Source organism: Paranoxybacillus vitaminiphilus, assembly GCF_003259935.1.
GTDB lineage: Bacteria > Bacillota > Bacilli > Bacillales > Anoxybacillaceae > Paranoxybacillus > Paranoxybacillus vitaminiphilus.
The window spans coordinates 1-23,135 of sequence record NZ_QLMH01000028.1 but is presented as its reverse complement, the minus strand read 5'-3'; the positions used below and the strand labels follow the sequence as shown (position 1 = coordinate 23,135).

The following is a 23,135-nucleotide window of genomic DNA, read 5'->3' as shown; positions in this document are numbered from 1 at the left end:
CTCCGGTTGGTACTGTATTAAATGTAGCCTGTGGGGTAGGGAAAATAGGAATGGAGGACATCATGAAAGGGATATGGCCTTTCTTACTGGCAGAAATCCTTGTTCTTATATTGCTTATTTTATTCCCATCCATTGTTACTGTTCCGCTTCAATGGTTTACGGGCATGTAACTTAACTTTATGTATAAAGCGGATGCATCGTTTCTCTCCTGTACTCATTGATCGAAAAAGGACGTTTGTTTTAAAAGCGGCATTTTCGCATTGTAGAAGTGATCAGCTATCCAGAAAAGGGGCATCTAATTAATTATACAAAAGAAAAGAAGAAATGAACAAAAAGCTAGGAGGATAAAGTTATGAAAAAAATAGCTGCGGTTAGGAAGGTTACCATTGGTTTTCTATTAATGGGATTACTTTTTCTAAGTGCTTGTGGTTCTAATGCTACTCAAGGAGGGACAAAGTCTAATAACCAAGGAAATCAGACAAAGGTTATTAAAGCGGGAATTGGGTTAAATGAAGATCATCCGCAAGGACAAGGACTTCTCAAATTCAAGGAAATAGTAGAGGAAAAAAGTGGAGGAAAATTGAAAGTACAAACGTATTTTAGCGCTTCTTTAGGCGATGATTTAAAAATGACTGAGGCGCTTCAAGGTGGTACACAAGAAATTACTATCCCCTCGACTTCCCCATTAGCTGGGATGATTAAAGAATTTAGTATATTCGACTTTCCATTCCTTTTTAATACTGCGGAAGAAGCAGACGCTATTTTAGACGGCTCCGTAGGAAACAAATTATTGAAAAATCTTCCTGAACATGGGTTAATTGGTCTTGCTTATTGGGAGAACGGATTTCGTCATGTAACAAACAGCAAACATCCAATCAATACGGCAGAAGATTTTAAAGGCTTAAAATTGCGGACTATGCAAAATAAAGTGCATATCGATGCGTTTAAACAACTTGGTGCCAATCCAATACCAATGGCTTTTTCGGAAGTTTTCACAGCCCTCGAAAGCAAAACGGTTGATGGTCAAGAAAACCCATTAGCAACAATTAAATCCAATAAATATTATGAGGTACAAGATTATTTGAGTCTTACTAAACATGTTTACACCCCATTTGTTTTCTTAGTCAGCAAAAAATTCTGGGATAATTTATCACCGGAAGAGCAGCAGATTTTAAAGGACGCAGCTGTGGAAGCTGGCAAGTATCAACGGGAGCTTAGCCGTGAAGAAGATAAAAAATCATTGGAAGAGTTAGAGACTAAAATCAAAATTAATGAAGTGAGCGATGAAGAACGTCAAAAGATGGCAGAAGCGATTAAACCTGTTATTGATCAGTATGCTAAAGAGTTTGGCGAGGAACTTGTAAACGAAATGTATAGTCAATTGGAGAAAATCCGTCAATAAAAATATGAAAATATAGTGTCCCCCCAGATATGAGAAAGGGTAAAGGGGAAAAGGTAGGCAGGGAAGAGAAGACCTCTGCGGAAATGACAGAATGTAATGTTTATGTATCTTCCCTATTTCCCCTGATAAGATGTAATGATTTCATGTTTTTGTTTAGAGAAATAAGGGAATCGAGGGAGGAAAAATGGGGATAATTAATGATTTACTCAAAGACGTGCCAATTCCCAAAATGGTAAGAGTTAGACAAAATTTTCACGCCCCTGAAATTACAGATGTTCCTAAAGCAGTTCATGAGAGCATTGAACAGGCCAACGTTCTCCATAGAATCTTCCCTGGTGATCGAGTGGCAATTGCTGTTGGAAGTCGTGGTGTGGCAGATATACCGATTATTACTCGCGAAGTTGTGAATGCTGTCAAACAGGCAGGTGGGATTCCTTTCATCGTGCCAGCAATGGGCAGCCATGGAGGAGCAACTGCGGTGGGTCAGAAAGATGTACTTATCCATTTGGGAGTTACAGAAGAGTTTGTCGGTGCACCTATTTGTTCTAGTATGGAGGTAGTCGAAGTCGGAAGGTTAGATAATGGTCTTCCAGTTTATATAGATAAGCTTGCATATGAGGCAGATAAAATCATCGTTATAAATAGGGTTAAACCACATACAGCGTTCCGAGGTCCGGTAGAAAGTGGATTGATGAAAATGATAACGATTGGTCTCGGTAAGCAAAAAGGCGCAGATGCTGCTCATAAATACAGTTTTAAGTATATGGCTCAACATGTTATCGAAATGGCAAAAATCGTTATTAATAAGGCACCAATTATTTTTGGCGTGGCCGTTTTAGAAAACGCATATGATCGTCCTGCGAAAATTGTTACAGTTCCAACCGAGCATTTTGAAACAGTGGAACCTGAACTATTAATAGAGGCAAAAGCATTGATGCCCAAAATTATGTTCAACCCAATTGATGTGCTTGTAATAGACGAAATTGGAAAAGATATTTCAGGAGATGGAATGGATCCGAATATTACAGGCAGGTACGCTACTCCATATGCAAGTGGAGGTCCAGAAGTGACACGTATAGTCGTTTTAAGCTTATCTGAAAAGACAAAGGGCAATGCCAATGGTATCGGTCATGCTGATATTACAACAAATAAGGTGAAGGAACAAATCGTGTGGGAAAAAGGATATGCGAACGCTTTAACAAGTACGGTCGTTTCTGTAGTAAAGCTGCCAATGTTTTTAGAAACAGAGGAATTAGCCGTAAAAGCAGCGATTAAAACATGCAACGTCTTTGACATTAACAGGGTTAGAGTAGTCAGAATAAAAAATACATTAGCGCTTAGGGATATCTGGATTTCGGAGAGTCTTCTACATGAAGCGAGACAAATGAAAGAGATAGAGATTTTATCGGAACCTTTTGAAATGGATTTTTCATTGCCATAAACAAAAAATATGTTATTGGGAAAGGGGGAATTGTATGTCAGCGGTGACGTATCCATATATTGAAAGCAAAGTCAATCCATATCGTGATAATGTGCAAGGAAAAGCAAATGAACCTATTTGTGTCGCGGGTCTTCTCGATCGTTCAAAACAAATCCTTGGTTCCGAATTCAAAGGAATGCAGCCAGACTGGACGTTGGAAGAAATTTACGATAGATTGCATAACAACGCTCCTAGAATTGCGATTATAGGAGGCTCTGCTGATCATCCTGCTCATATTATGGATTTTCAAACAATTGCTCGAGTTGCCATTCGCATTTGGCAAAATGGAGGAGTTCCGTTTCAATTTTCGACGCCGGTAATGTGCGATGGGACTGCACAAAGCAATCAAGGGATGAGCTATTCCTTGCAAAGTCGAAATGCTGTTGCGCAAATGATTGTGAATCAGCTGGAAGCACATAGCTATCATGGAGCTTTTGTTATTCAAGGATGTGATAAACAACCTCTTGGAGTGGTTAGTGCTTTAGCCCATCTTGACCGTTTGCGTCAGAGAAGAGGAGAAGCGCCCTTCTTTGCTACTTTTGCTCCTGCACATGTTTTAAAAGGGGGAACGATTCCTACAAAGTTATATGCCGAATTAGAAGAAATTGCACGGCATGCTGAATCAATAGGAGAAGAAGATATTGCATACGACTTGCGTGATGCTCTCTCATATATTTTGCAATGTTCATCCAACACTGCCTTCCAAGGCGTACTCGAAAGAGCCAGGGAAAAAGGAATTATTACAAAAGAACAACATGAGGATTATGAAAAACGTTTAGCGGTAGCCACATGCGACAGTCAAGGTGGAGTGTGCGCATTCAATGGGACTGGTAATAGTTCAAGGCATGTCATCGCGGGCTTAGGACTGATTCATCCTGCACTAGAGCTCTTAACTGCTCCGCCTACACAGGAGCAAATAAATGCAGCACTCGATAGCTTAGTATTTTTGATGAACAACCCGATATACGGAGTTACTAATATCATGGCTACGAATATTAAAAATGCTATTAGAATTCACAGTTCTACTGGCGGATCGACAAATATAATGATGCATATTGTCGCTGCAATGATTTATGGAGGGTATAAGTTTAATTTATGGGAGTACGATAAAATTCATCATGAGCATCCCGTTCCTGATTTGTTTGATTATAGTCTGACACAAGGAAGAGATATCTACGCATTAGCTATTCAGTGTTGCAGTGGACAAATAAGAGGAATGGAAACCGTATTTTATGAATTAATGAATAACGGGGTTCCGATGGATATTGATGCACCAACTGTTACGGGAACTACTTGGCGCGAAAGGTTTTCAATAAAGAAAGATCGATTACCAGCAGAAAATATGAAAGATAACCCCATAATCCTTTCTAAACCAAGACGTCCATTTAGTGGTGTAGATGTTTTATCAGGTAATTTCTTTGAAAGTGCAGTAGTAAAAATTAGTGGGATGGCAACAGCGCAAATCGATGAGTTCGATCAGAAAGTCGCGTTTGTCCTATATTATGAGAATGAGGATGCTGCGAATGAAGGGCTTTTAGATGTTAATCTGTTAGAAAAACTTAAAATAAATCGCAGTTTTAGTCACAAAAGTTTAGTTGCTGCATTAAAACATAACTCTTCACATTTATATGATTTATTAAAGGATAAGGAATATGATGAATTATTCGATACAATGGTGAAAGAGGGAGTTCTAAAGATAGCTGTTGTCATATCTGGTCAAGGACCAGAAGCATTTGGTATGCCAGAAATGTTTACACCGATGCAACACATTAATGCGAATCGACGTTTAAAACGCATTGCTACTCTTATCAGTGACGGCCGTTATTCAGGTGTAACATATGGTGCGGCTATAGGTCATATGACTCCGGAAGCAATCAATGGTGGAGGTATACTCTATTTGCAAACAGGGGATCTCCTCTATATTGGTCTCCGGGAACGAAAAATTCAGCTTTTGAATGAAAGTGCTTTTCAAAACAATCAACTTGTATTTGAATTTGAATTGATAAAACAGCAAAGAAAAGAAATGGCAAAAAGTAGACTAAAAAATATGCGCGAACGTCAACGACGTATTGCAGCGAGCAATCGTTTAATAGGACATACAGATGCTGCAACTGGTGTGGTCCCTACCTATGTTGCAGAAGAAGCAGTATACGATTATAAAAAAGATGCGATCTTCCCAGTTTATGGCGAGTTATAACTAATAAAATGGTAGGGAATACGATAAATTAAATATTTTTGGGTCTTACGCTTCACTCTCTCTATATTATAATTTAATTATAAAATTAAGAATAAAGAGTATAGTTGCAAATATAAACTGTTAAAGAGGGTGAAGAATATGCCGTTGATTCAATCAGTTGACCGCGCTCTACGAATATTAGATTTATTTGATGAGTATGAAACCGAATTAAAAATTACAGATATTAGTGAAAAAATGCAACTTCATAAAAGCACCGTGCATTCACTATTGAAAACACTTCAGCATCATCATTATATAGAACAGAATCCGGAAAACGGCAAATACAGACTTGGTATGAAATTGTTTGAGAGAGGAAACTTAGTCATTCGTCATCTTGATATTCGGGCCATTTCTAAGAAGTATTTAATTGATATATCGATAAAAACGGGTAACACAGTTCATCTTGTGATACTTGACGGCAAGGAAGGAATTTATATTGACAAAGTAGAAGGAACTTCGGGAACCGTCTTATATTCGAGGATTGGGCGAAGAGTCCCTGTTCATAGCAGTGCGGTAGGAAAAGCATTGATTGCTTTCAAAGACGATAAAGGGCTTAAAGAATTTTTAAAAGGATATGTTTATAAGCGTCATACTGCCAATACTATTACTAGTGAAGAACAATTTCTTGCGGAACTAGAAAAAGTTAGAATAAACGGATACGCGTTAGATAATGAAGAAAATGAACCAGGCATTACATGTGTGGCTGTTCCTATTTGGGATCATTCTGGAAATGTCATAGCAGCCATTAGTATATCGCAACCGACTGCAAAAGTTAACGATTCGGTACTGAAAGATGAAGTACAGATATTAAAAAATGCTGCCGATCTCATTTCTAAAGAAATGGGTTATGTGAAATAAGGAAGTTTCCGTTCATAAATAAAGTTTTGTCTAAATAACAAAACAGAGTTTATTAATATAAAACAAGAAGGAGACGCAATTATGAGAATCATTCGATATTTAAACGATTATTCGAATCCTGTGGTAGCTGCTGTTACAGATGATAACAAAATATATCCGCTTCCAATGAACGATTTTATGGATATTATTTACGAAGCGAAACATGCAGGATTGACCCCTGTAAATTACATTAACGAATTAATTACTGGAAAAGAGAGTTTGCAAAAAGATTTGTCAGAATTAAACTTGCTTGTGCCGATTGTTGCACCTGAAGTTTGGGCATCCGGTGTGACGTATGAAAAAAGCCGTGAAGCAAGAAATTACGAGACTACAGATAAAAAAAACGATGGTGAAACATGTTACGACAAGGTATATAACGCAGAAAGGCCAGAGATATTTTTAAAATCTACTTCTACTCGTACGGTAGGACCTAACGAGCCGGTTTATTTACGTAGTGATTCGAACTGGCAAATTCCCGAACCTGAATTAGGGTTAGTGATCACAAAAGAAGGACAAATTGTTGGATACACGATTGGCAACGATATGAGCTGCAGAGATATTGAAGGAGAAAATCCACTTTATTTACCGCAAGCAAAAATATGGAAAAATTCGTGTTCTATTGGCCCTGCAATTCGACTTTCTGAAACTGTAGCAAATCCTTACAACTTCCAGATAACGTGCAGAATATATCGAAATGATCAACTTGTAGTAGAAGAGAGCGCCAATACAAGACAACTAAAAAGAAAATATGATGAATTAGTTTCTTTCTTAATTCGTGATAACAAAGTATTTGATGGAACGGTATTGTTAACGGGAACATCGATTGTTCCACCAAACAATTTCACTCTTCAAGATGAAGATCGTATTGAAATTGAAATTCCGGAGATAGGTGTACTATCTAATCCTGTGAAGTCATTAGTACAAAAAACAGTCGTAAATTAAATTTAAACATCTTTCTTTGATAGTTAAAGATCACAAAGTTAGTGAGAATTCTATATTCATAGAAGGAATAGGAGTGAGATTTTTATGTCTTTACAAACGGAAGTCAAAACATACTTCAACTATATTGATGGAGAATGGGTAAGCTCGGAAACGAATGAGGTGGAGGCGAGCATAAATCCGGCTAATAAAAATGAAATTGTTGGGTATATTCAACGTTCATCCATCGAAGATTTAAATAAAGCAGTTGCCGCCGCAAAACGAGCACAAAAATCATGGAGAAAACTCTCGGGTCTAACGAGGGGGGAATATTTATACAAGGCAGCGGATATTCTTGAAAAACGTATGGAAGAAATTGCTGAAACCATGACGAAGGAAATGGGAAAAACGTTTGTCGAGGCAAAAGCAGAAACGCTCAGGGGAGTTAATATATTACGGTATTATGCTGGTGAAGGTGCTAGAAAAATTGGCGATGTTATTCCGTCAAGTGATAATGGGACTCTAATGTTCACGACTCGTGTTCCCCTTGGGGTAGTCGGTGTCATTTCGCCATGGAATTTCCCTGTAGCTATTCCTATCTGGAAGATGGCACCTGCACTGATTTATGGAAATACCGTTATTTTGAAGCCTGCCAGCGAAGCTGCTGTTACGGCTGCCAAAGTGATTGAGTGCTTCCATGAAGCCGGTTTTCCAAAGGGAGTTGTAAATATGGTATGCGGTCCGGGTTCTGTAATTGGTCAAGGAATTGCGGAGCATCCGGATATTAATGGTGTTACATTTACAGGTTCCAATAATGTGGGTAAACAGGTAGGAAGGGCAGCTTATGAACGAGGGGCGAAATATCAGCTTGAAATGGGAGGAAAAAACCCTGTCATTGTTGCTAAAGATGCGGATATCGATCTTGCGGTTGAAGGAACGATAAGCGGAGGATTACGTTCAACAGGTCAAAAATGTACTGCCACAAGTCGCGTCTTTGTAGAAAGCGAAGTATATGAAATATTTAAAGAAAAATTGCTTGCTAAGGTAAAACAAATAAAAGTAGGAAACGGGATGGAAAGTGAAACATGGATGGGTCCATGTGTGAGTGAGTCACAATTAAACACAGTTCTTTCCTATGTTGAGAAAGGAAAAGCAGAAGGAGCTGATTTAATTTACGGCGGAAAAAGATGTGTAGAAGGTGAATTAGCTAACGGCTTTTATGTAGAACCAACTGTCTTTGAAAATGTAGACATCAATATGACCATTGCACGTGAGGAAATATTTGGACCTGTGCTCGCTTTAATTAAAGTTCATAGCATTCAGGAAGCATTAGAGCTTGCTAATGATACGGAGTATGGATTAAGCGCATCCATTTATACTAAAGACATTAGCAATATTCTCTCGTTTATTAATGAGATCGAAGCTGGGCTAGTAAAAGTTAATGCTGAAACAGCTGGAGTAGAGCTTCAAGCGCCTTTTGGCGGAATGAAACAATCAAGTTCTCATTCTAGAGAACAAGGGCAAGCAGCAATAGAGTTTTTTACATCTATAAAAACAGTATCCATTAAAGCATAAATAATACAGAGGCTGTCTTAAATGCCAAAGGGTCAGACCGGCGCCACACAATAATTATAAGGGACATTGGCTCAATGAATGATAGATGGTGAAACGAACGTGAGGTCAGATCCTTATGAGACAGCCTCGATTATACAAATCGGTTTAAATGAAGGAAATTACTCCGCCATGCCATGTTAGGAGGAATAGAAAGTGGGAGAAATGCTGCTAGAGAAAAAAAAAGAACGCCTTATTAATCTATTAAAGGATATGGGGAATGTGTTAGTTGCTTTTTCAGGTGGAGTGGATAGTACATTTTTGCTGGCGGTTGCAAAGGAAGCTGTTGGAGAGCAGGTGCTGGCGGTTACAGCTGTTTCTGAAACCTTTCCTACTCGGGAAGTACAGTTGACATCCAAGCTTGCCAAACAAATAGGTGTTAAACATTTGAAAATTCAAATTAATGAGCTAGAAAATGCTGATTTTGTCCAAAATGACTTTAGCCGCTGTTTTCATTGTAAAAATAATTTGTATACACAATTACAAGAGTTAGTTAAGAAACATGGAGATTTGTACACGGTTGTTGACGGTTCTAATGTGGATGATTTAGGAGAATATCGTCCCGGATTAAAAGCAGCAAGACAACTTGGTGTGCGGAGTCCTCTTCAAGAAGTGGGATTTTATAAAGACGAAATCAGAATATTATCAAAGGAAATGGGACTAGAAACATGGAATAAACCTTCCTTTGCATGCTTATCATCGCGAATTCCTTACGGCACGAAAATAACGAAAGAGAAAATTGACCAACTTGATAAATCCGAAGAATTTCTCTTGGAGCTTGGTTTTTACCAAGTTCGTGTTCGGCATCATGGAGAAATAGCTAGAATCGAGGTTTTGCCGGAAGAAATGCCGCGTATCATTGAATACCATCGGGAAATCCATCGTAGACTAAAAGAACTAGGTTTTTTATATGTGACGCTTGATTTAGGAGGGTATAGATCAGGAAGTATGAATGAAGTTCTGAAAAAAGGAATGGTAAAATGAATGATTCACTGAAACAAATCCTTGAGCAGTTAAAAAACGGAAATATTTCTGTAGAAGAAGCATATGAAACATTGCGCACATATGATTGTATTGGGTATGCGACATTGGACATTCATCGTGAAAAAAGGAAGGGCTTTCCCGAAATCATTTTTGGTGAAGGAAAAACTAAAGAACATATACTTGGTATTTTCGAAAGATTAATGAAATTCCATAAAAAAGTACTCGCCACACGCATCAATAAGGAAAAAGCAGATTACCTGATGAGGAATTTACAAAATCGGTATCCTTTAGAATATTTTCATTATCATAACAATGCAAGGACGTTTTATTGGATTGCTAAAGAGTATGTGGAAATAAAAAAACAAGGATATATAGCCGTTGTCAGTGCGGGAACATCGGATTTTGCTGTTGCTGAAGAAGCTGCTGTGACAGCTGAGTTTTTAGGTTGTGAGGTCAAACGAATATATGATGTGGGGGTAGCTGGTATTCACCGTTTATTAGATAAAATATCTGTTATTGAACAGGCACATGTTGCAGTAGTAGTTGCAGGTATGGAAGGAGCACTTGCGAGTGTGGTAAGCGGGCTAGTATCAAAACCAGTTATTGCCGTACCTACAAGTGTGGGATACGGGGCAAATTTCCAAGGTTTATCCGCGTTGCTTACGATGTTAAATTCATGTGCCAGCGGGGTCTCTGTTGTCAATATTGATAATGGTTTTGGTGCGGGATATTATGCTGCTACTATCTTATCTGTCATTGAACAGTCTATTGAAAAGGCGATGAAACGTGAGGAGGGAAGGAATGAAAGTTCTCTATCTTGATTGTTTTTCCGGAATTAGTGGCGATATGATGGTAGGTGCTTTAGTAGACGCAGGAGTATCGATGGAACGAATTGAAACAGAATTAAAAAAACTTCCATTTTCAGGGTATAAATTACAATGGAGCAAGGTCGTAAAAAAGGGGATTTATGCGACGAAGATGGATGTCATCCTAGATGACAACTTCGAACACGAACATGAAGTTCATTCCCATCATCACGATTCGCTAAATAGTTCAACCACACATTCACATAGGCATTATGCTCACATAGTTGAGATGATCAATCAGTCCGAATTGCATCCGGAAGTAAAGAAACGTAGTCAACAAATTTTTCATTCAATTGCTGCGGCAGAGTCAAAAATCCATCATATTCCTGTGGAGAAGGTTCATTTTCACGAGGTTGGCGCCATTGACTCCATTGTTGATATTGTCGCCACGGCTGTTGCGTTAGAAGAACTTAAAATTGATCGAATCATTTCTTCTCCTGTACCAGTGGGGAGCGGATATATCCATTGTGCACATGGTACTTATCCTGTTCCATCTCCTGCAACGTTGGAGATACTTCGAAATGTGCCAATAAAGACCAGCAATTTGCCGTTTGAGTTAACAACCCCAACTGGAGCTGGGATAGTGAAAAGCCAAGTGGCTTCATTTGGACCTATTCCAGCAATGACAATATCGTCAGTTGGGTATGGTGCGGGTACACGCGATTTACCCAATCAGCCGAATGTTTTACGTGTTGTAGTAGGTGAAATGGTTAATCATTTATTAGAATGTGAGCCTCTATTACCTTTGCAACAACAAGAAGTCATTTACATTTTAGAGTGTCATGTCGATGACATGTCGGGTGAAGTACTGGGATATGTAATGGAGGGGCTTTTTCAAATGGGGGCAGTTGATGTGTTTTATACACCAATCTTTATGAAGAAAAACCGCCCTGGGGTTCTTCTTACTGTTTTGGCTTCGGCGAATAGTGTAGAAGAGTGTGAACAATTTATTCTTATGGAAACAACAACACTTGGTGTCAGAAAAAATGTATGCACAAGAAGTATTTTAGGAAGAAAGAGTGTCAGTGTTTCTACACCGTATGGAAATATTCGTCTAAAACAAGCTATACAGAATGGAAAAATAATAAGACAAGTGCCAGAATACGAGGATGTAAAAAAAGCTGCTACTGATTATAAAGTTCCATTTTTAGAGGCATATGTGGCAGCGATGGAAATTGCTAGGGAAAGGTCAAAGGGAGAAGAATCATAATGGAATTCGGTCTACTTTCAGCTTTAATAGTCGGACTTTTTTTAGGAATTAAACACTCTTTAGAGCCTGATCATGTAATAGCTGTATCAACGATTGCGAGTAAAAGTAAGAATTGGTTTCGATCTCTGCTAGCAGGTGTATTTTGGGGGATTGGACATAGTGCTGTTTTATTTATAGTAGGATTATTGATTATTGTACTCAAGCTCCAAGTGCCGCCAAAAGTAGAAGCATATTTTGAAATCATTGTAGGAATTATGCTTGTTTATTTAGGAATTACGTCAATTTTAGGGAATACAAAGAGAAATGGCGATAAAGGAGATTTAAATGATGCGAGTGCTATTTATATGAAATCTTTTGCTATTGGAAGTATACATGGTTTGGCAGGGAGTGCGGCCTTAACTGTTTTAGTCTTATCAACTGTAAACAGTTTGTTGGATGCAACATTATATATTTTGTTTTTTGGGGCTGGGACGATTATTGGTATGTTCTGTTTTACTGCTGCTTTAACTATTTCCCTTGTGTTAAGTGTGAAACGATTTAATGCAAAAAGGACTTTAGAATTTACAGCAGCGATAGTGAGTGTATGTTTTGGAATGTACTATTTATACCATATCGCGACAATATTTTAAATATATTTCGGAAGGATGAAAGCCATGGATTTTAAATTTAAAGGAATCATTCCACCTGTCGTTACGTTGTTCAATAAGGATGGGGAATTTGATTGGGAAGCGAATTATATACTCGCGGATCATTTAATTAAAAAAGGAGTTCATGGATTGCTGTATATGGGGAGTATGGGAGAGTTCTCATCTTTGCCTCTTCAAGAAAGAAAACTTTTTGTAGAGAAAATGGTTCGATATGTAGATGGACGTGTTCCAGTTTTAATTGGTACAGGAACTACCTCATTAAAGGATACCATTTATTTATCACAACACGCTGAAAGTATTGGAGCTGACGGTGTACTAATAGTAAATCCATTTTATTGGAAATTTACGGAACAGCAATTATATGACTATTATATGAACGTAGCTAAAAGTCTCAAAATTCCTTTGGTGATATACAATATTCCTTCACTCACCGGTCAAGATTTATCACCTGACCTTATATTAAGGCTAGCCATGGACCATGAGAATATAGTTGGGATTAAAGATACGACAGAAAGATTAGGTCATATTCGACAATTAATTAGTATTACATACCAAAGAAGCGATTTCGCTGTTTTTGCCGCTTTTGACGATCTCCTTCTTCCTGCACTGCAAATGGGGGCAGCTGGCGCAATTAATGGTACTGCTACATTCTTTCCAGAACTATCTGTCCGATTATTTGAGAATTTTAAAGCCGGCCAATACCAAGAAGCACTAGCTCTAAATGAATTCATTCTCAAGCTTATGTCCATTTATGAGCTTTCACAGCCGTTATTTATTGCAGTTAAGGAGGCAGTGCATCAACTGATTTTAGGCTATCAAACGAGTCATCAGTTACCTATTACAGAATGTGATTCTTTAAAAAAGGATGTTCATTTATTTCTAAAACAAAATCATTTATTTTCCTACAGCAAATAAACATTCAACATAGTATCATAAATTGGATTATTCACGAAAAACATTATCAATTCTATCACCACACTCCATCAATTTTAAAGTAAATAATAGAAAGGATGCATGTATTTATGGAGGAAACGAGAGAATTTCTTAAATCATTAGGTTACCCAAGCAATGATCTCTATAATCTGCCTACGTCTACCAAGCGGTTCCCTGATGGAGCGCAATACAGGATTGAGATTCCAAGTGTAGAAGGTCCGCGTGCTTTACAAACGGTAATTGAGGAAGCAGAGCGGTTGGGAGTAACTATTCACCGTGTATCGCAAGGAAGTGGCATTATGTTGTTAACGGATGATGAGATTAGGGAAATGTGCCAGATTTGTGCGGCTCGAGGAATGGAATTAAGCCTTTTTGTCGGTCCTAGAGGTACATGGGATATTAGTGCTCAACCATTTACAAGTGCAGGGAAAGTTGTTGGGCTTAGACACGAAGGAGTTGATCAGCTCGTTTATGCGATTGAGGATTTAAAAAGAGGAGCAAGCTTGGGATTACGCGGTGCCTTAGTTGCTGATGAAGGTCTATTGCTTTTAACGAAGGAAATGAAAAAACAAGGAATACTACCAGAAGATTTTGTAATTAAAGTATCCGTGCAAATGATGGCATCCAATCCGGTGTCTATTAAGCTAATGGCGGAATTAGGCGCAGATACGTATAACGTTCCTACCGCTTTAACTTTGCCTAAACTGGCAGCTATTCGTCAAGTAATCGATATTCCTATTGACATATATGTGGAGGTGCCGGACGGCTTTGGCGGCTTTATTAGACATTACGAAATTCCAGAAATTATTCGTATTCTGTCCCCTGTTTATATTAAATTTGGATTACGCAATCATCCTGATGTATATCCATCAGGGAAACATCTAGAATCAGTTAATATTGATTTATGTCGGGAAAGAGTGCGACGGGCAGCATTAGGAATGCGTATTATTGAACAATACTATCCGGAAGCAATCATGTCTGAGCTAGGAGCAGAAGGATTAGGTGTTCCGGTAATCGGTTCGTTGAAAAAAACTTCAGTTTAAAGAAAGGAGAAAGATTATATGGCATCTTTCTACCGTACTATTATGATGAACTCCAAAGATAACGTCGCGACTGCTTTAGACAATATCCCTGCTGGGAGTGTAGTAACAGTAACATGTCAAGGCAAAGAGTATGAGATTGAAATTAAAGAAATCATTGAATTCGGGCATAAATTTGCTGTTATTCCGATTAAAAAAGGTGAAGATATCTCCAAATATGGCGAAGTTATTGGAGTTGCCTCTAAGGATATTGCTATAGGCGAGCATGTTCATATCCATAATGTAGAAGGGAAGAGGGGAAGGGGAGATAAGATAAATGAAAACAGAACAGCTATGGGGTTATAGACGTTCTGACGGCCGAGTGGGAGTTCGCAATCATGTGCTTATATTGCCTACAATTGTTTGTGCTACACAGGCAGCAAAGCAGGTGACAGAACTTGTTCATGGTACGGTATCTTTTATTCATCAGCATGGTTGCGCTCAAGTAGGTGTTGATTATGAGCAAACATTCCGAACATATGTTGGAATGGGGACAAATCCTAATGTATACGGAGTAATTGTGATGGGGCTTGGTTGTGAAACACACCAAGGAAGAAGTATTGCACAGGAAATTGCCAAAAGCGGCAAGCCGGTTGAACTTGTATCTATTCAAGATCATGGGGGAACGATTGGAGCAATTGCAGAGGCGGCGAGAATAGCAACGAAAATGGTACAAGATGCTTCTGCTTTGGTTCGGGAGCCGTTTGATATTAGTGAATTGATTGTAGGAACAGAATGTGGAGGCTCAGATGCCTGTTCCGGTCTTTCTGCAAACCCGGCAGTTGGTTATGTAAGCGATATGATTGTTGACAAAGGAGGTACGGTTATTTTAGCAGAAACAACTGAACTAATTGGTGCCGAACATCTTTTAGCGAATCGTGCTGTTGATGACCGAGTAGCTAAAAAAGTGTATCAAGTCATCGAGGCGATGGAGAAACGGGCCATTATGATGGGAGTGGATATCCGTACAGGGAATCCAAGTCCAGGGAATCGAAAGGGAGGACTCACTACACTAGAAGAAAAATCACTCGGAGCAGCTGCCAAGGCTGGCACTAGACCTTTGCAAGAGTTAATCGATTATGCCCAACAGCCAACTAAAAAAGGGTTAGTATGGATGGATACTCCTGGGCATGATATTGAACAACTGACAGGAATGGTTGCCGGTGGGGCACAGGTCGTCTTATTTACAAGTGGCCGTGGAACACCGACAGGCTCTCCAATCGCACCAGTCATTAAAATTGCTACCAATACTCCGATGTTTGAAAAAATGAGGGAAAACATGGACATCAATGCAGGAACAATTATTGAAGGAACAGAGTCTCTCGAATCGGTAGGCGAAAGGGTTTTCCATGAACTTTTATTAACAGCTTCCGGAAAGCTTACGAAAGCAGAAATTTTAAAACAGTATGATTTCGGTATTTGGAGAATTGGTCCAACATTTTAGCAACAAAATTATACGAATATTATTAATAGTAATACTATTTAAAATTAACTTAAATTTATTAAAGACCTTTCATTCATTAAGTTTTTCTTGGAATGGTTCGAACTGCTGTTTTTATTTTTCGGCTGTTAAAGCAAGATTTTGAGTTGTTTTTGAAAGTCAAAAGAGCCAAACATTCATACCTCGGAACATCAAATTACACTACCTTTGCTTCTATGTATTTCAGAAATTATTTAGTAAAACTTTTTGAATTAACAGTAAATAAGATGTAATAAGGGGAGGCTTAACGTGAAAGAACTTGATGTTGTAACATTCGGGGAAACAATGGTCTTATTTACCTCTGAACTTATGCTCCCGCTTGAGTATAATGATCGATTTTATAAACAAATAGGAGGGGCAGAATCTAATGTAGCTATTGGATTGCGAAGACTAGGACACTCGGTCGGCTGGTTTAGCAAATTAGGTAATGATCCTTTTGGAAGATATATTCATAAATTTATTAGAGGTGAAGGGGTAGACACTTCTAGATGTATTTATACTGATGAGGCTCCTACAGGTATTTTTTTTAAGGAAAAATACTCGGCTACAAATTTAAAAGTATATTATTATCGCAAGAACTCTGCTGCTAGTTTATTATCTCCTGATGACCTTGATGAAGATTATATTGCTAGCGCAAAGATCCTTCATCTAACGGGAATTACCCCTGCACTTAGTCCAACTTGCAGGGAGACAGTTTTTAAAGCTATCGAAATTGCTAAGAAGAATGAAGTAAAAATTGTTTTTGACCCGAATATCCGATTAAAGCTTTGGGATAAGGAAAAAGCGAAATCGGTTTTATTAGAAATTGCAAAAGAAGCCGATATTATTTTACCAGGATTGGATGAAGGGGAGATGTTATCGGGGCGAAAAATACCTGAGGAAATTGCGGATTTTTTTGGAAAAGAAAAAACTGTCATCATCAAAATAGGTGAAAAGGGTGCATATTATCAATCGAAAAATGAAAGTGGTTATGTGGAAGGATTCCCTGTCTCTCAAATAGTAGATCCGGTTGGAGCTGGTGATGGATTTGCAGCGGGGGTAATAAGTGGAATTTTAAGGAATGAATCTATTTATTCGGCGGTGAAACGTGGAAATGCAGTCGGGGCTATGGCTGTTGGGATGAGTGGAGATGTTGAAGGACTGCCTAGAAGCGAGGAATTGGAAGAATTTATAAAAGGTGTTATTAGCTTACAAGATGTAAAACGATAAGGGGGAGGATGTTGTGGAAAAGATTACAAATTTAAATCGCTTAAAGAAATCTAAGTTGGTGGCAGTCATTAGAAAACCAAAGCAAGAACAAATTTTCCATATTGCAGAAGCATTGATAGCAGGAGGGGTAGAGGCGCTAGAAATTACAGTAGATACTCCCGGCAGTTTTGAAATAATCGCTTGCCTTAAAGAAAAGTTTGGAACACGAGCAATAGTTGGTGCTGGAACAGTACTTGATGCAGAAACGGCTAAAAGGGCGATTGAGGCAGGTTCAGATTTTATCTTTTCACCTATATTTAATGAGGAAGCGATTTGTTTAGCTAATCGATATGGTAAAATTTCCATTCCTGGTGTCATGACACCAACAGAAATTGTAAGAGCATATCAAGCTGGTGCCGATCTTTTAAAGGTATTTCCAGCTAGTATTTTGGGACCGAAATACTTTAAGGAACTAAGAGGGCCTTTAGGACATATTCCTATGATGCCGACTGGTGGAGTATCTTTAGGCAATGTGGCAGAGTTTATACGAAATGGTGCCGTAGCGGTAGGAGTAGGAAGTACATTGCTTAATAAACAAGCAATTGAGGAGGGACGCTTTGATCTTTTGAAAGAAACGGCACAAAAGTTTATCGAGGAAATTCGAAAAGCTGTTGTTTTGGAGGAAAAAGTGCAAAATGAAGATTACAAAATTTGAAACTTTTATCGTTCCACCTAGATGGTTATTCCTGAAAATTAGTACTGATGAAGGAATTGTCGGTTGGGGTGAGCCGATTATAGAGGGAAAGGCAAATACGGTAAAAACAGCGGTAGAAGAATTAAGCGAATATTTGATAGGAAAAGATCCTTTGAAGATTGAAGATCACTGGACCGTTCTTTATCGAGGTGGATTTTATCGCGGAGGTCCGATTTTAATGAGTGCTATATCGGGAATTGATCAAGCGCTTTGGGATATAAAAGGAAAATATTTTAATGCCCCCGTTCATCAATTGCTAGGTGGCCCGGTTCGTAATTCGATTCGTGTCTACCGTTGGATTGGGGGAGACCGTCCTAGCGATGTTGCTGAAGCAGCAAAAAATGCGAAAAATGCAGGTTTTACAGCTGTAAAAATGAATGCTACCGAAGAGCTTCAGTTTATTGATTCTCATAAAAAGATTGATGAAACGATTGAAAGGGTTGCAACCATCAGACAAGTTGTTGGTGATGATTTCGATATAGGTATTGATTTCCATGGGCGTGTCCATAAACCAATGGCAAAGATTTTAGCCAAAGAACTGGAACCATACCACCCTATGTTTATCGAGGAACCTGTATTACCTGAGAATAATGAAGCATTACGTGAAGTTGCTATGCATTCTAACATTCCTATTGCAACAGGGGAAAGAATGTTTTCCCGCTGGAACTTTAAAACGATTTTATCTGAGGGATATGTAGATATTATTCAGCCTGATCTTTCTCATGCAGGTGGAATTACTGAAGTGCGAAAAATAGCTGTGATGGCTGAAGCCTATGATGTTGCACTAGCTCCTCATTGTCCGTTAGGTCCGATATCCTTGGCCGCTTCTTTGCAAGTCGATGCAGTATCCTATAATGCTTTTATTCAAGAACAAAGCCTTGGCATTCATTATAATCAAGGAAATGATCTCTTAGATTATTTAGTCGATTCTTCTGTGTTTGAATACAAAAATGGATATGTCAAAATTCCACAGGGACCGGGGCTAGGTATAGAAATTAACGAAGAGTATGTAGGAAAAATGTCAGAAATAGGACACGATTGGAAAAATCCTGTTTGGCGCCATAGAGATGGTTCCGTTGCTGAATGGTAAATATAAATTTTAGCCTTTTAGGTAGAGGAGTATTTTAAAAGAAGGAAATATTGTAAAATTTCGACTTATTATGCATTGATTATGCTTAAATCTGAATATGAAATAGTATATATTACTTGTCTGATTTATTTGGTGTAATAAATAAGCAAAATGATTGAAAAATACATAGATTTAGGAGGAGAAAAAATGAAAAAATTTAAAGTGGTAGTTACTGATTATGAATTTCAAACGCTAGCTCCTGAAAAAGAAGTACTTTCTTTATTAGATGTAGAGTTCGTAGCTGCACAGTGTCATACGGAGGAAGAGGTAATTGCTGTGTGCAAAGATGCCGATGCAATTATTAATCAATACGCTCCTATCTCAACAAAAGTAATTGAAAGCTTAGAAAATTGCAAGGTTATCTCACGATATGGGGTAGGAGTTAATACCATCGATGTTGATGCGGCTACTCAAAAAGGTATTGTTGTCGGAAACGTAACAGATTATTCAGTCGATGAAGTATCTGACCATGCTTTTGCATTATTGCTTGCATTAGCACGGAAGGTGGTGAAGTTAAATAGTGAAGTAAAAAATGGAGTTTGGAATTTTAATCTCGGAAAGCCGATTTTTAGATTACGTGGCAGAATACTAGGACTGGTAGGGCTAGGAAGAATTCCACAGGCATTAGCTAAAAAAGCACAATCTTTTGGTTTAAGCATCATTGCTTATGATCCATATATTCCGCAGGAAGTAGCGAATCAATTAAATATTAAATTAGTAGAACTAAACGATTTATTTAAAGAATCTGACTACATTTCTGTTCATGCGCCACTGACCAAAGATACTAGAGGTCTGATAAGCGATGAACAATTTAATTTGGCGAAAAAAGATCTTTTTATTATAAATACAGCTCGCGGTCCAGTTATTGATGAGTCTGCTTTAATCCGTGCTTTGCAGGCTGGCAAGATTGCTGGTGCAGGTCTAGATGTTACAGAATATGAGCCGATTCAACCGGATAATCCACTTCTTAAAATGGAGAATGTTATTATAACGCCACATGTTGCTTGGTACTCTGAACAATCTGAAATTGAATTAAAACGAAAAACTGCCCAAAATGTTGCAGATGTGTTATCGGGATATTATCCTAAATATTTAGTGAACCCTAGCGTGAAAGAGAAAGTACAATTGAAAGAAAAGGAACTGTACGTATAAATAAAACTCATAGTATGCGAATACCCAAGCATCAACACACGTTCTTGTTTCTTGACGTATATTTTCATCTGTGACAAACGACTCTTTTTTAAAAAACGAGAAGTTGTTTTTGTTAGGAACCTCCCATCCTTTGGAAAGATGTTCTTCCGCAGCCTTTCGAACGATTATGAATTGGACGGTTAAGTAAATATTTAGAAGAGAGTTACTTCGATTATTTGAAATCCCTTTCTGATCTTACTCTATTATCTATTAATGTAAGCGTCAAACTGTGCCCACCTACTACTCAACTGACGTACATGAGATAATCTCCTCAAGTTGATTTTACTTGAAGGAGTTTTTTTTATGAGTACATCACTCGAACAACAGTGGAAAGATCGTCTGGAAGCATATGCTTCTAGTGGATTAACCAAAACGGCTTTTTGTCGAAAACACGACATCCCTTATCATCAGTTTTATTATTGGATGCAAAAACTTCAATCTGCTTCGTCGCTGACCACGTCCACTGTTCAGTGGATGACCGTAGACGTCTCATCGTCTAAAGAAATCGAATCCTCACAAACACCACTACGTCTTCAAGTTGGTAACGTGACAATTGAAGTCGTCGAAGGATTTAACGAGAGGTTGTTACGTCAAGTGGTCAAGGTGTTGACCAACGAATGATCGACGAGTTAGTGATTGAGAAGGTGTACTTAGCACAAGGTGCGACGGATTTACGAAAATCGATTGATGGATTAGCTGCCATTGTACAGGAAACGTTTGAACTGAATCCGTTTAGTTCTTGTCTCTTTGTTTTCTGCAATCGCTCACGAGATAAATTGAAGATCTTGCAATGGGATCACAACGGTTTCTGGCTTCATTATCGACGGCTTGAAAAAGGAACCTTTCAATGGCCCTCTGGGGACACCAGTGTCCCCATGACCGTTACCCGAAAACAATTGCGCTGGCTGCTGGATGGCTTGTCACTTTCTCAAAAACAAGCTCACCCTGCTGTTCAGGCCAAAATCATGGTGTGATCAAAAAATAAAGACAGAAAAAAAAGGAGTTTGTGCGTGGATGTCGAATCTTATTGATTATGATGAAAACAAACGCACAAACTTCACCCACTGAACCAACCATTGAATCGCTTCAAGCTCAGATCGAAGAGTTGAAGGCTAAAATCAAATGGTACGAAGAACAATTCCGCCTTAGCCAACAAAAACGATTCGGCTCTTCTAGCGAGAAAACGAATGACGATCAAATGGTGCTTCCGTTATTTAACGAAGCAGAACAATTAACCGATCCAACTGTACCGGAACCGACGCACGAAACGATCACGTATCGCCGGAAGAAGAAACGTGGTCAGCGCGAAGCGTTTCTAAACAGCCTGCCGACGGAAACTATCGAGTACCGATTGTCCGATACGGAACAGGCTTGTTCGTGTTGCGGTCACACTTTACATGAAATGAGCGTGGAGATTCGTAAGGAACTCGCTATTATACCGGCAAAAGTCAAAGTTGTCGAGCACAAGCGCTTTGTATACGCATGTCGTCATTGTGAACAACATGGTGTTGAAACGCCTATTGTCACTGCACCGATGCCACCTTCGGTCTTCCCAAAAAGTTTGGCGTCTCCTTCAATCATGGCGCATATCATCACTCAAAAATATGTAGAAGGGCTGCCTTTATATCGCCAAGAAAAATACTTTGAACGATTGGGAATTACCTTGTCACGCCAAACGATAGCGAACTGGGTCCTGTATAGTGCGGAAAAGTGGCTTTCTGTGCTGTATCATCACATGCATCAAACGCTGTTGAAACAGCCGATTTTGCATGCAGATGAAACCACACTCCAGGTTTTGCGCGAGTCAGGTCGCGATGCGACGTCCAAATCCTACATGTGGTTATACCGAACGGGAAATGTTGGCCCACCGATCGTCTTGTATGACTATCAACCAACCCGTAAAGGTGAACACGCTAAAACATTTTTAGACACGTTCACTGGTTACCTTCAAGTGGATGGCTACTCGGGTTACCATAAAGTCCCGAATGTCACGCTGGTTGGCTGTTGGGCTCATGCACGTCGGAAATTCGACGAGGCTCTCAAGGCAGCACCGCCTTCGGCTAAAGGCAAACGAACCGTTTCAGCTGAAGGATTACAGTTTTGTAATCAACTCTATGCCATCGAGCGAACTATCAAAGAGGCATCACCAGAAGAAAGGTACAAAATCCGGCTTGAAAAAAGTAAGCCGATATTGGACCTCTTTTTGGCATGGCTTCAAACGAAAAAAACACACGTAGCACCAAAATCCAAATTAGGGGAAGCTATCGCCTATTGCCTCAATCAGTGGGAATTCTTAAAGAATTTCTTACTGGATGGACGCTTAGAGATCGACAACAACCGAAGTGAACGAGCCATCAAACCATTTGTGATTGGCCGGAAAAATTGGCTATTCTCGAATACACCAAGAGGCGCAAAAGGCAGTGCGATCGTGTATAGTATTGTAGAGACAGCGAAGGCAAACGGACTCAATCCGTATGAATATCTTCACTATCTATTTCAGAAACTTCCTACGATGGATTTAACTGATGACGAAGTCATCCAAACGGTGCTTCCTTGGTCACCTTCTCTCCCCGATCATTGCCGGGTTCAAACAAAGTAAGTGTATTTTATCAGCATCCCCATCTTTTCAAAAGGTGGGGATTATTTGACGCTTACCCATTTCACGTATCAATTATGCATTAAAAAATGCTGTTCATGACGGCGCTATGATGATTAATAAGTCCCGCTTCGCAGATGGTTTCATTTATTTTGACGATGATAAAGTGGATGAAGCCGTTCGAGAGAGTTTGAGAATTAATTTATCCTTGAATGAAAATTTAGCACCCAAAAACACCATGTTGATTAGGAAACCTATCCGTATTATTTCAAAAGCAATGATAGATGATCGTAAACTTGTTCCTTCTTGCACAAGTTTTCCATGTATATATAAGTATAAAGATGCTACGAAAAATATTGATTTTGAAAAGCCTATTTTCGGTCCATCCGTTGTTTATGTCATTGAGGCGGAAGTGTTTGGAGCGAATAAGCCTTTAACATTTATAAGGATGGGCGAAAAACCCCTACGCCTTTAGGCTAGGGGATGTAAGCCCTAACGACCTTGTTCTTGAATATATTTTTGGATAATCTCTTT

General features: G+C 38.9%; 23 protein-coding genes. All 23 read left to right on the top strand.

The annotated features are described in order from the left end of the window. Nucleotides 1–170 (top strand): TRAP transporter large permease subunit (locus B0I26_RS17130; RefSeq protein WP_146612827.1); only part of this gene is annotated, 170 nt, incomplete at its 5' end. Nucleotides 171–352: 182 nt separating this feature from the next. Beyond that, nucleotides 353–1,402, top strand: coding sequence for a TRAP transporter substrate-binding protein (locus tag B0I26_RS17125; protein ID WP_111646588.1), 1,050 nt, complete (start codon nucleotides 353–355; stop codon nucleotides 1,400–1,402). 184 nt (nucleotides 1,403–1,586) lie between these two features. After that, the gene (locus B0I26_RS17120; RefSeq protein ID WP_111646587.1) at nucleotides 1,587–2,843 is read left to right on the top strand and encodes a nickel pincer cofactor-dependent isomerase, group 22; all 1,257 of its coding nucleotides are present in this window, start codon (nucleotides 1,587–1,589) and stop codon (nucleotides 2,841–2,843) included. A gap of 34 nt (nucleotides 2,844–2,877) precedes the next feature. Beyond that, a complete protein-coding gene (locus B0I26_RS17115; RefSeq protein WP_111646586.1) occupies nucleotides 2,878–5,079 on the top strand; it encodes a dihydroxy-acid dehydratase domain-containing protein in 2,202 nt (733 codons plus the stop codon). Nucleotides 5,080–5,217: 138 nt separating this feature from the next. Continuing rightward, on the top strand, nucleotides 5,218–5,976 hold the full coding sequence (locus B0I26_RS17110) for an IclR family transcriptional regulator (protein ID WP_111646585.1): 759 nt from the start codon (nucleotides 5,218–5,220) through the stop codon (nucleotides 5,974–5,976). An 81-nt stretch (nucleotides 5,977–6,057) separates the two neighbouring features. Further along, the gene (locus B0I26_RS17105; RefSeq protein ID WP_111646584.1) at nucleotides 6,058–6,957 is read left to right on the top strand and encodes a fumarylacetoacetate hydrolase family protein; all 900 of its coding nucleotides are present in this window, start codon (nucleotides 6,058–6,060) and stop codon (nucleotides 6,955–6,957) included. An 84-nt stretch (nucleotides 6,958–7,041) separates the two neighbouring features. Continuing rightward, entirely contained in the window at nucleotides 7,042–8,508 is a 1,467-nt protein-coding gene (gene gucD / locus B0I26_RS17100; RefSeq protein WP_111646583.1) for an alpha-ketoglutaric semialdehyde dehydrogenase GucD, read from the top strand. Nucleotides 8,509–8,709: 201 nt separating this feature from the next. Next, complete coding sequence (gene larE / locus B0I26_RS17095; protein WP_409991443.1) at nucleotides 8,710–9,528, top strand: ATP-dependent sacrificial sulfur transferase LarE; 819 nt, start codon at nucleotides 8,710–8,712, stop codon at nucleotides 9,526–9,528. Next, on the top strand, nucleotides 9,525–10,349 hold the full coding sequence (gene larB / locus B0I26_RS17090) for a nickel pincer cofactor biosynthesis protein LarB (protein ID WP_111646581.1): 825 nt from the start codon (nucleotides 9,525–9,527) through the stop codon (nucleotides 10,347–10,349). Before larE ends, larB begins: the two co-directional genes overlap by 4 nt. Then, nucleotides 10,330–11,604 (top strand): nickel pincer cofactor biosynthesis protein LarC, encoded by a 1,275-nt coding sequence (gene larC, locus B0I26_RS17085; RefSeq protein WP_111646580.1) that lies wholly within the window; start codon nucleotides 10,330–10,332, stop codon nucleotides 11,602–11,604. The genes larB and larC overlap by 20 nt, the downstream gene beginning before the upstream one ends. After that, nucleotides 11,604–12,233, top strand: a complete 630-nt coding sequence (locus tag B0I26_RS17080) for an urease accessory protein (RefSeq protein ID WP_111646579.1) — start codon at nucleotides 11,604–11,606, stop codon at nucleotides 12,231–12,233. The genes larC and B0I26_RS17080 overlap by 1 nt, the downstream gene beginning before the upstream one ends. A 24-nt stretch (nucleotides 12,234–12,257) precedes the next feature. Then, entirely contained in the window at nucleotides 12,258–13,166 is a 909-nt protein-coding gene (locus B0I26_RS17075) for a dihydrodipicolinate synthase family protein (RefSeq protein ID WP_111646578.1), read from the top strand. A 107-nt stretch (nucleotides 13,167–13,273) separates the two neighbouring features. Further along, entirely contained in the window at nucleotides 13,274–14,227 is a 954-nt protein-coding gene (locus B0I26_RS17070) for a U32 family peptidase (RefSeq protein WP_181502979.1), read from the top strand. 18 nt (nucleotides 14,228–14,245) lie between these two features. Then, nucleotides 14,246–14,569 (top strand): UxaA family hydrolase, encoded by a 324-nt coding sequence (locus B0I26_RS17065; protein ID WP_111646576.1) that lies wholly within the window; start codon nucleotides 14,246–14,248, stop codon nucleotides 14,567–14,569. Continuing rightward, the gene (locus B0I26_RS17060) at nucleotides 14,541–15,707 is read left to right on the top strand and encodes a UxaA family hydrolase (protein WP_111646575.1); all 1,167 of its coding nucleotides are present in this window, start codon (nucleotides 14,541–14,543) and stop codon (nucleotides 15,705–15,707) included. Before B0I26_RS17065 ends, B0I26_RS17060 begins: the two co-directional genes overlap by 29 nt. 285 nt (nucleotides 15,708–15,992) lie before the next feature. Next, a complete protein-coding gene (locus B0I26_RS17055; RefSeq protein WP_111646574.1) occupies nucleotides 15,993–16,952 on the top strand; it encodes a sugar kinase in 960 nt (319 codons plus the stop codon). A 13-nt stretch (nucleotides 16,953–16,965) separates the two neighbouring features. Further along, a complete protein-coding gene (locus tag B0I26_RS17050; protein ID WP_111646573.1) occupies nucleotides 16,966–17,646 on the top strand; it encodes a bifunctional 4-hydroxy-2-oxoglutarate aldolase/2-dehydro-3-deoxy-phosphogluconate aldolase in 681 nt (226 codons plus the stop codon). Further along, nucleotides 17,627–18,775: a galactonate dehydratase gene (dgoD, locus tag B0I26_RS17045; protein WP_111646572.1), complete on the top strand. Its 1,149-nt coding sequence runs from the start codon at nucleotides 17,627–17,629 to the stop codon at nucleotides 18,773–18,775. The genes B0I26_RS17050 and dgoD overlap by 20 nt, the downstream gene beginning before the upstream one ends. Before the next feature lie 186 nt (nucleotides 18,776–18,961). Next, entirely contained in the window at nucleotides 18,962–19,966 is a 1,005-nt protein-coding gene (locus B0I26_RS17040) for a C-terminal binding protein (protein ID WP_111646571.1), read from the top strand. A gap of 342 nt (nucleotides 19,967–20,308) precedes the next feature. After that, nucleotides 20,309–20,626 (top strand): IS66 family insertion sequence element accessory protein TnpA, encoded by a 318-nt coding sequence (gene tnpA / locus B0I26_RS17035; RefSeq protein WP_111646570.1) that lies wholly within the window; start codon nucleotides 20,309–20,311, stop codon nucleotides 20,624–20,626. Next, nucleotides 20,623–20,979, top strand: coding sequence for an IS66 family insertion sequence element accessory protein TnpB (gene tnpB / locus B0I26_RS17030; RefSeq protein WP_111646569.1), 357 nt, complete (start codon nucleotides 20,623–20,625; stop codon nucleotides 20,977–20,979). The genes tnpA and tnpB overlap by 4 nt, the downstream gene beginning before the upstream one ends. Before the next feature lie 62 nt (nucleotides 20,980–21,041). Next, nucleotides 21,042–22,604: an IS66 family transposase gene (tnpC, locus tag B0I26_RS17025; protein ID WP_111646589.1), complete on the top strand. Its 1,563-nt coding sequence runs from the start codon at nucleotides 21,042–21,044 to the stop codon at nucleotides 22,602–22,604. Nucleotides 22,605–22,710: 106 nt separating this feature from the next. Next, a complete protein-coding gene (locus B0I26_RS17020) occupies nucleotides 22,711–23,076 on the top strand; it encodes a hypothetical protein (RefSeq protein ID WP_146612826.1) in 366 nt (121 codons plus the stop codon). Nucleotides 23,077–23,135: the final 59 nt, after the last annotated feature.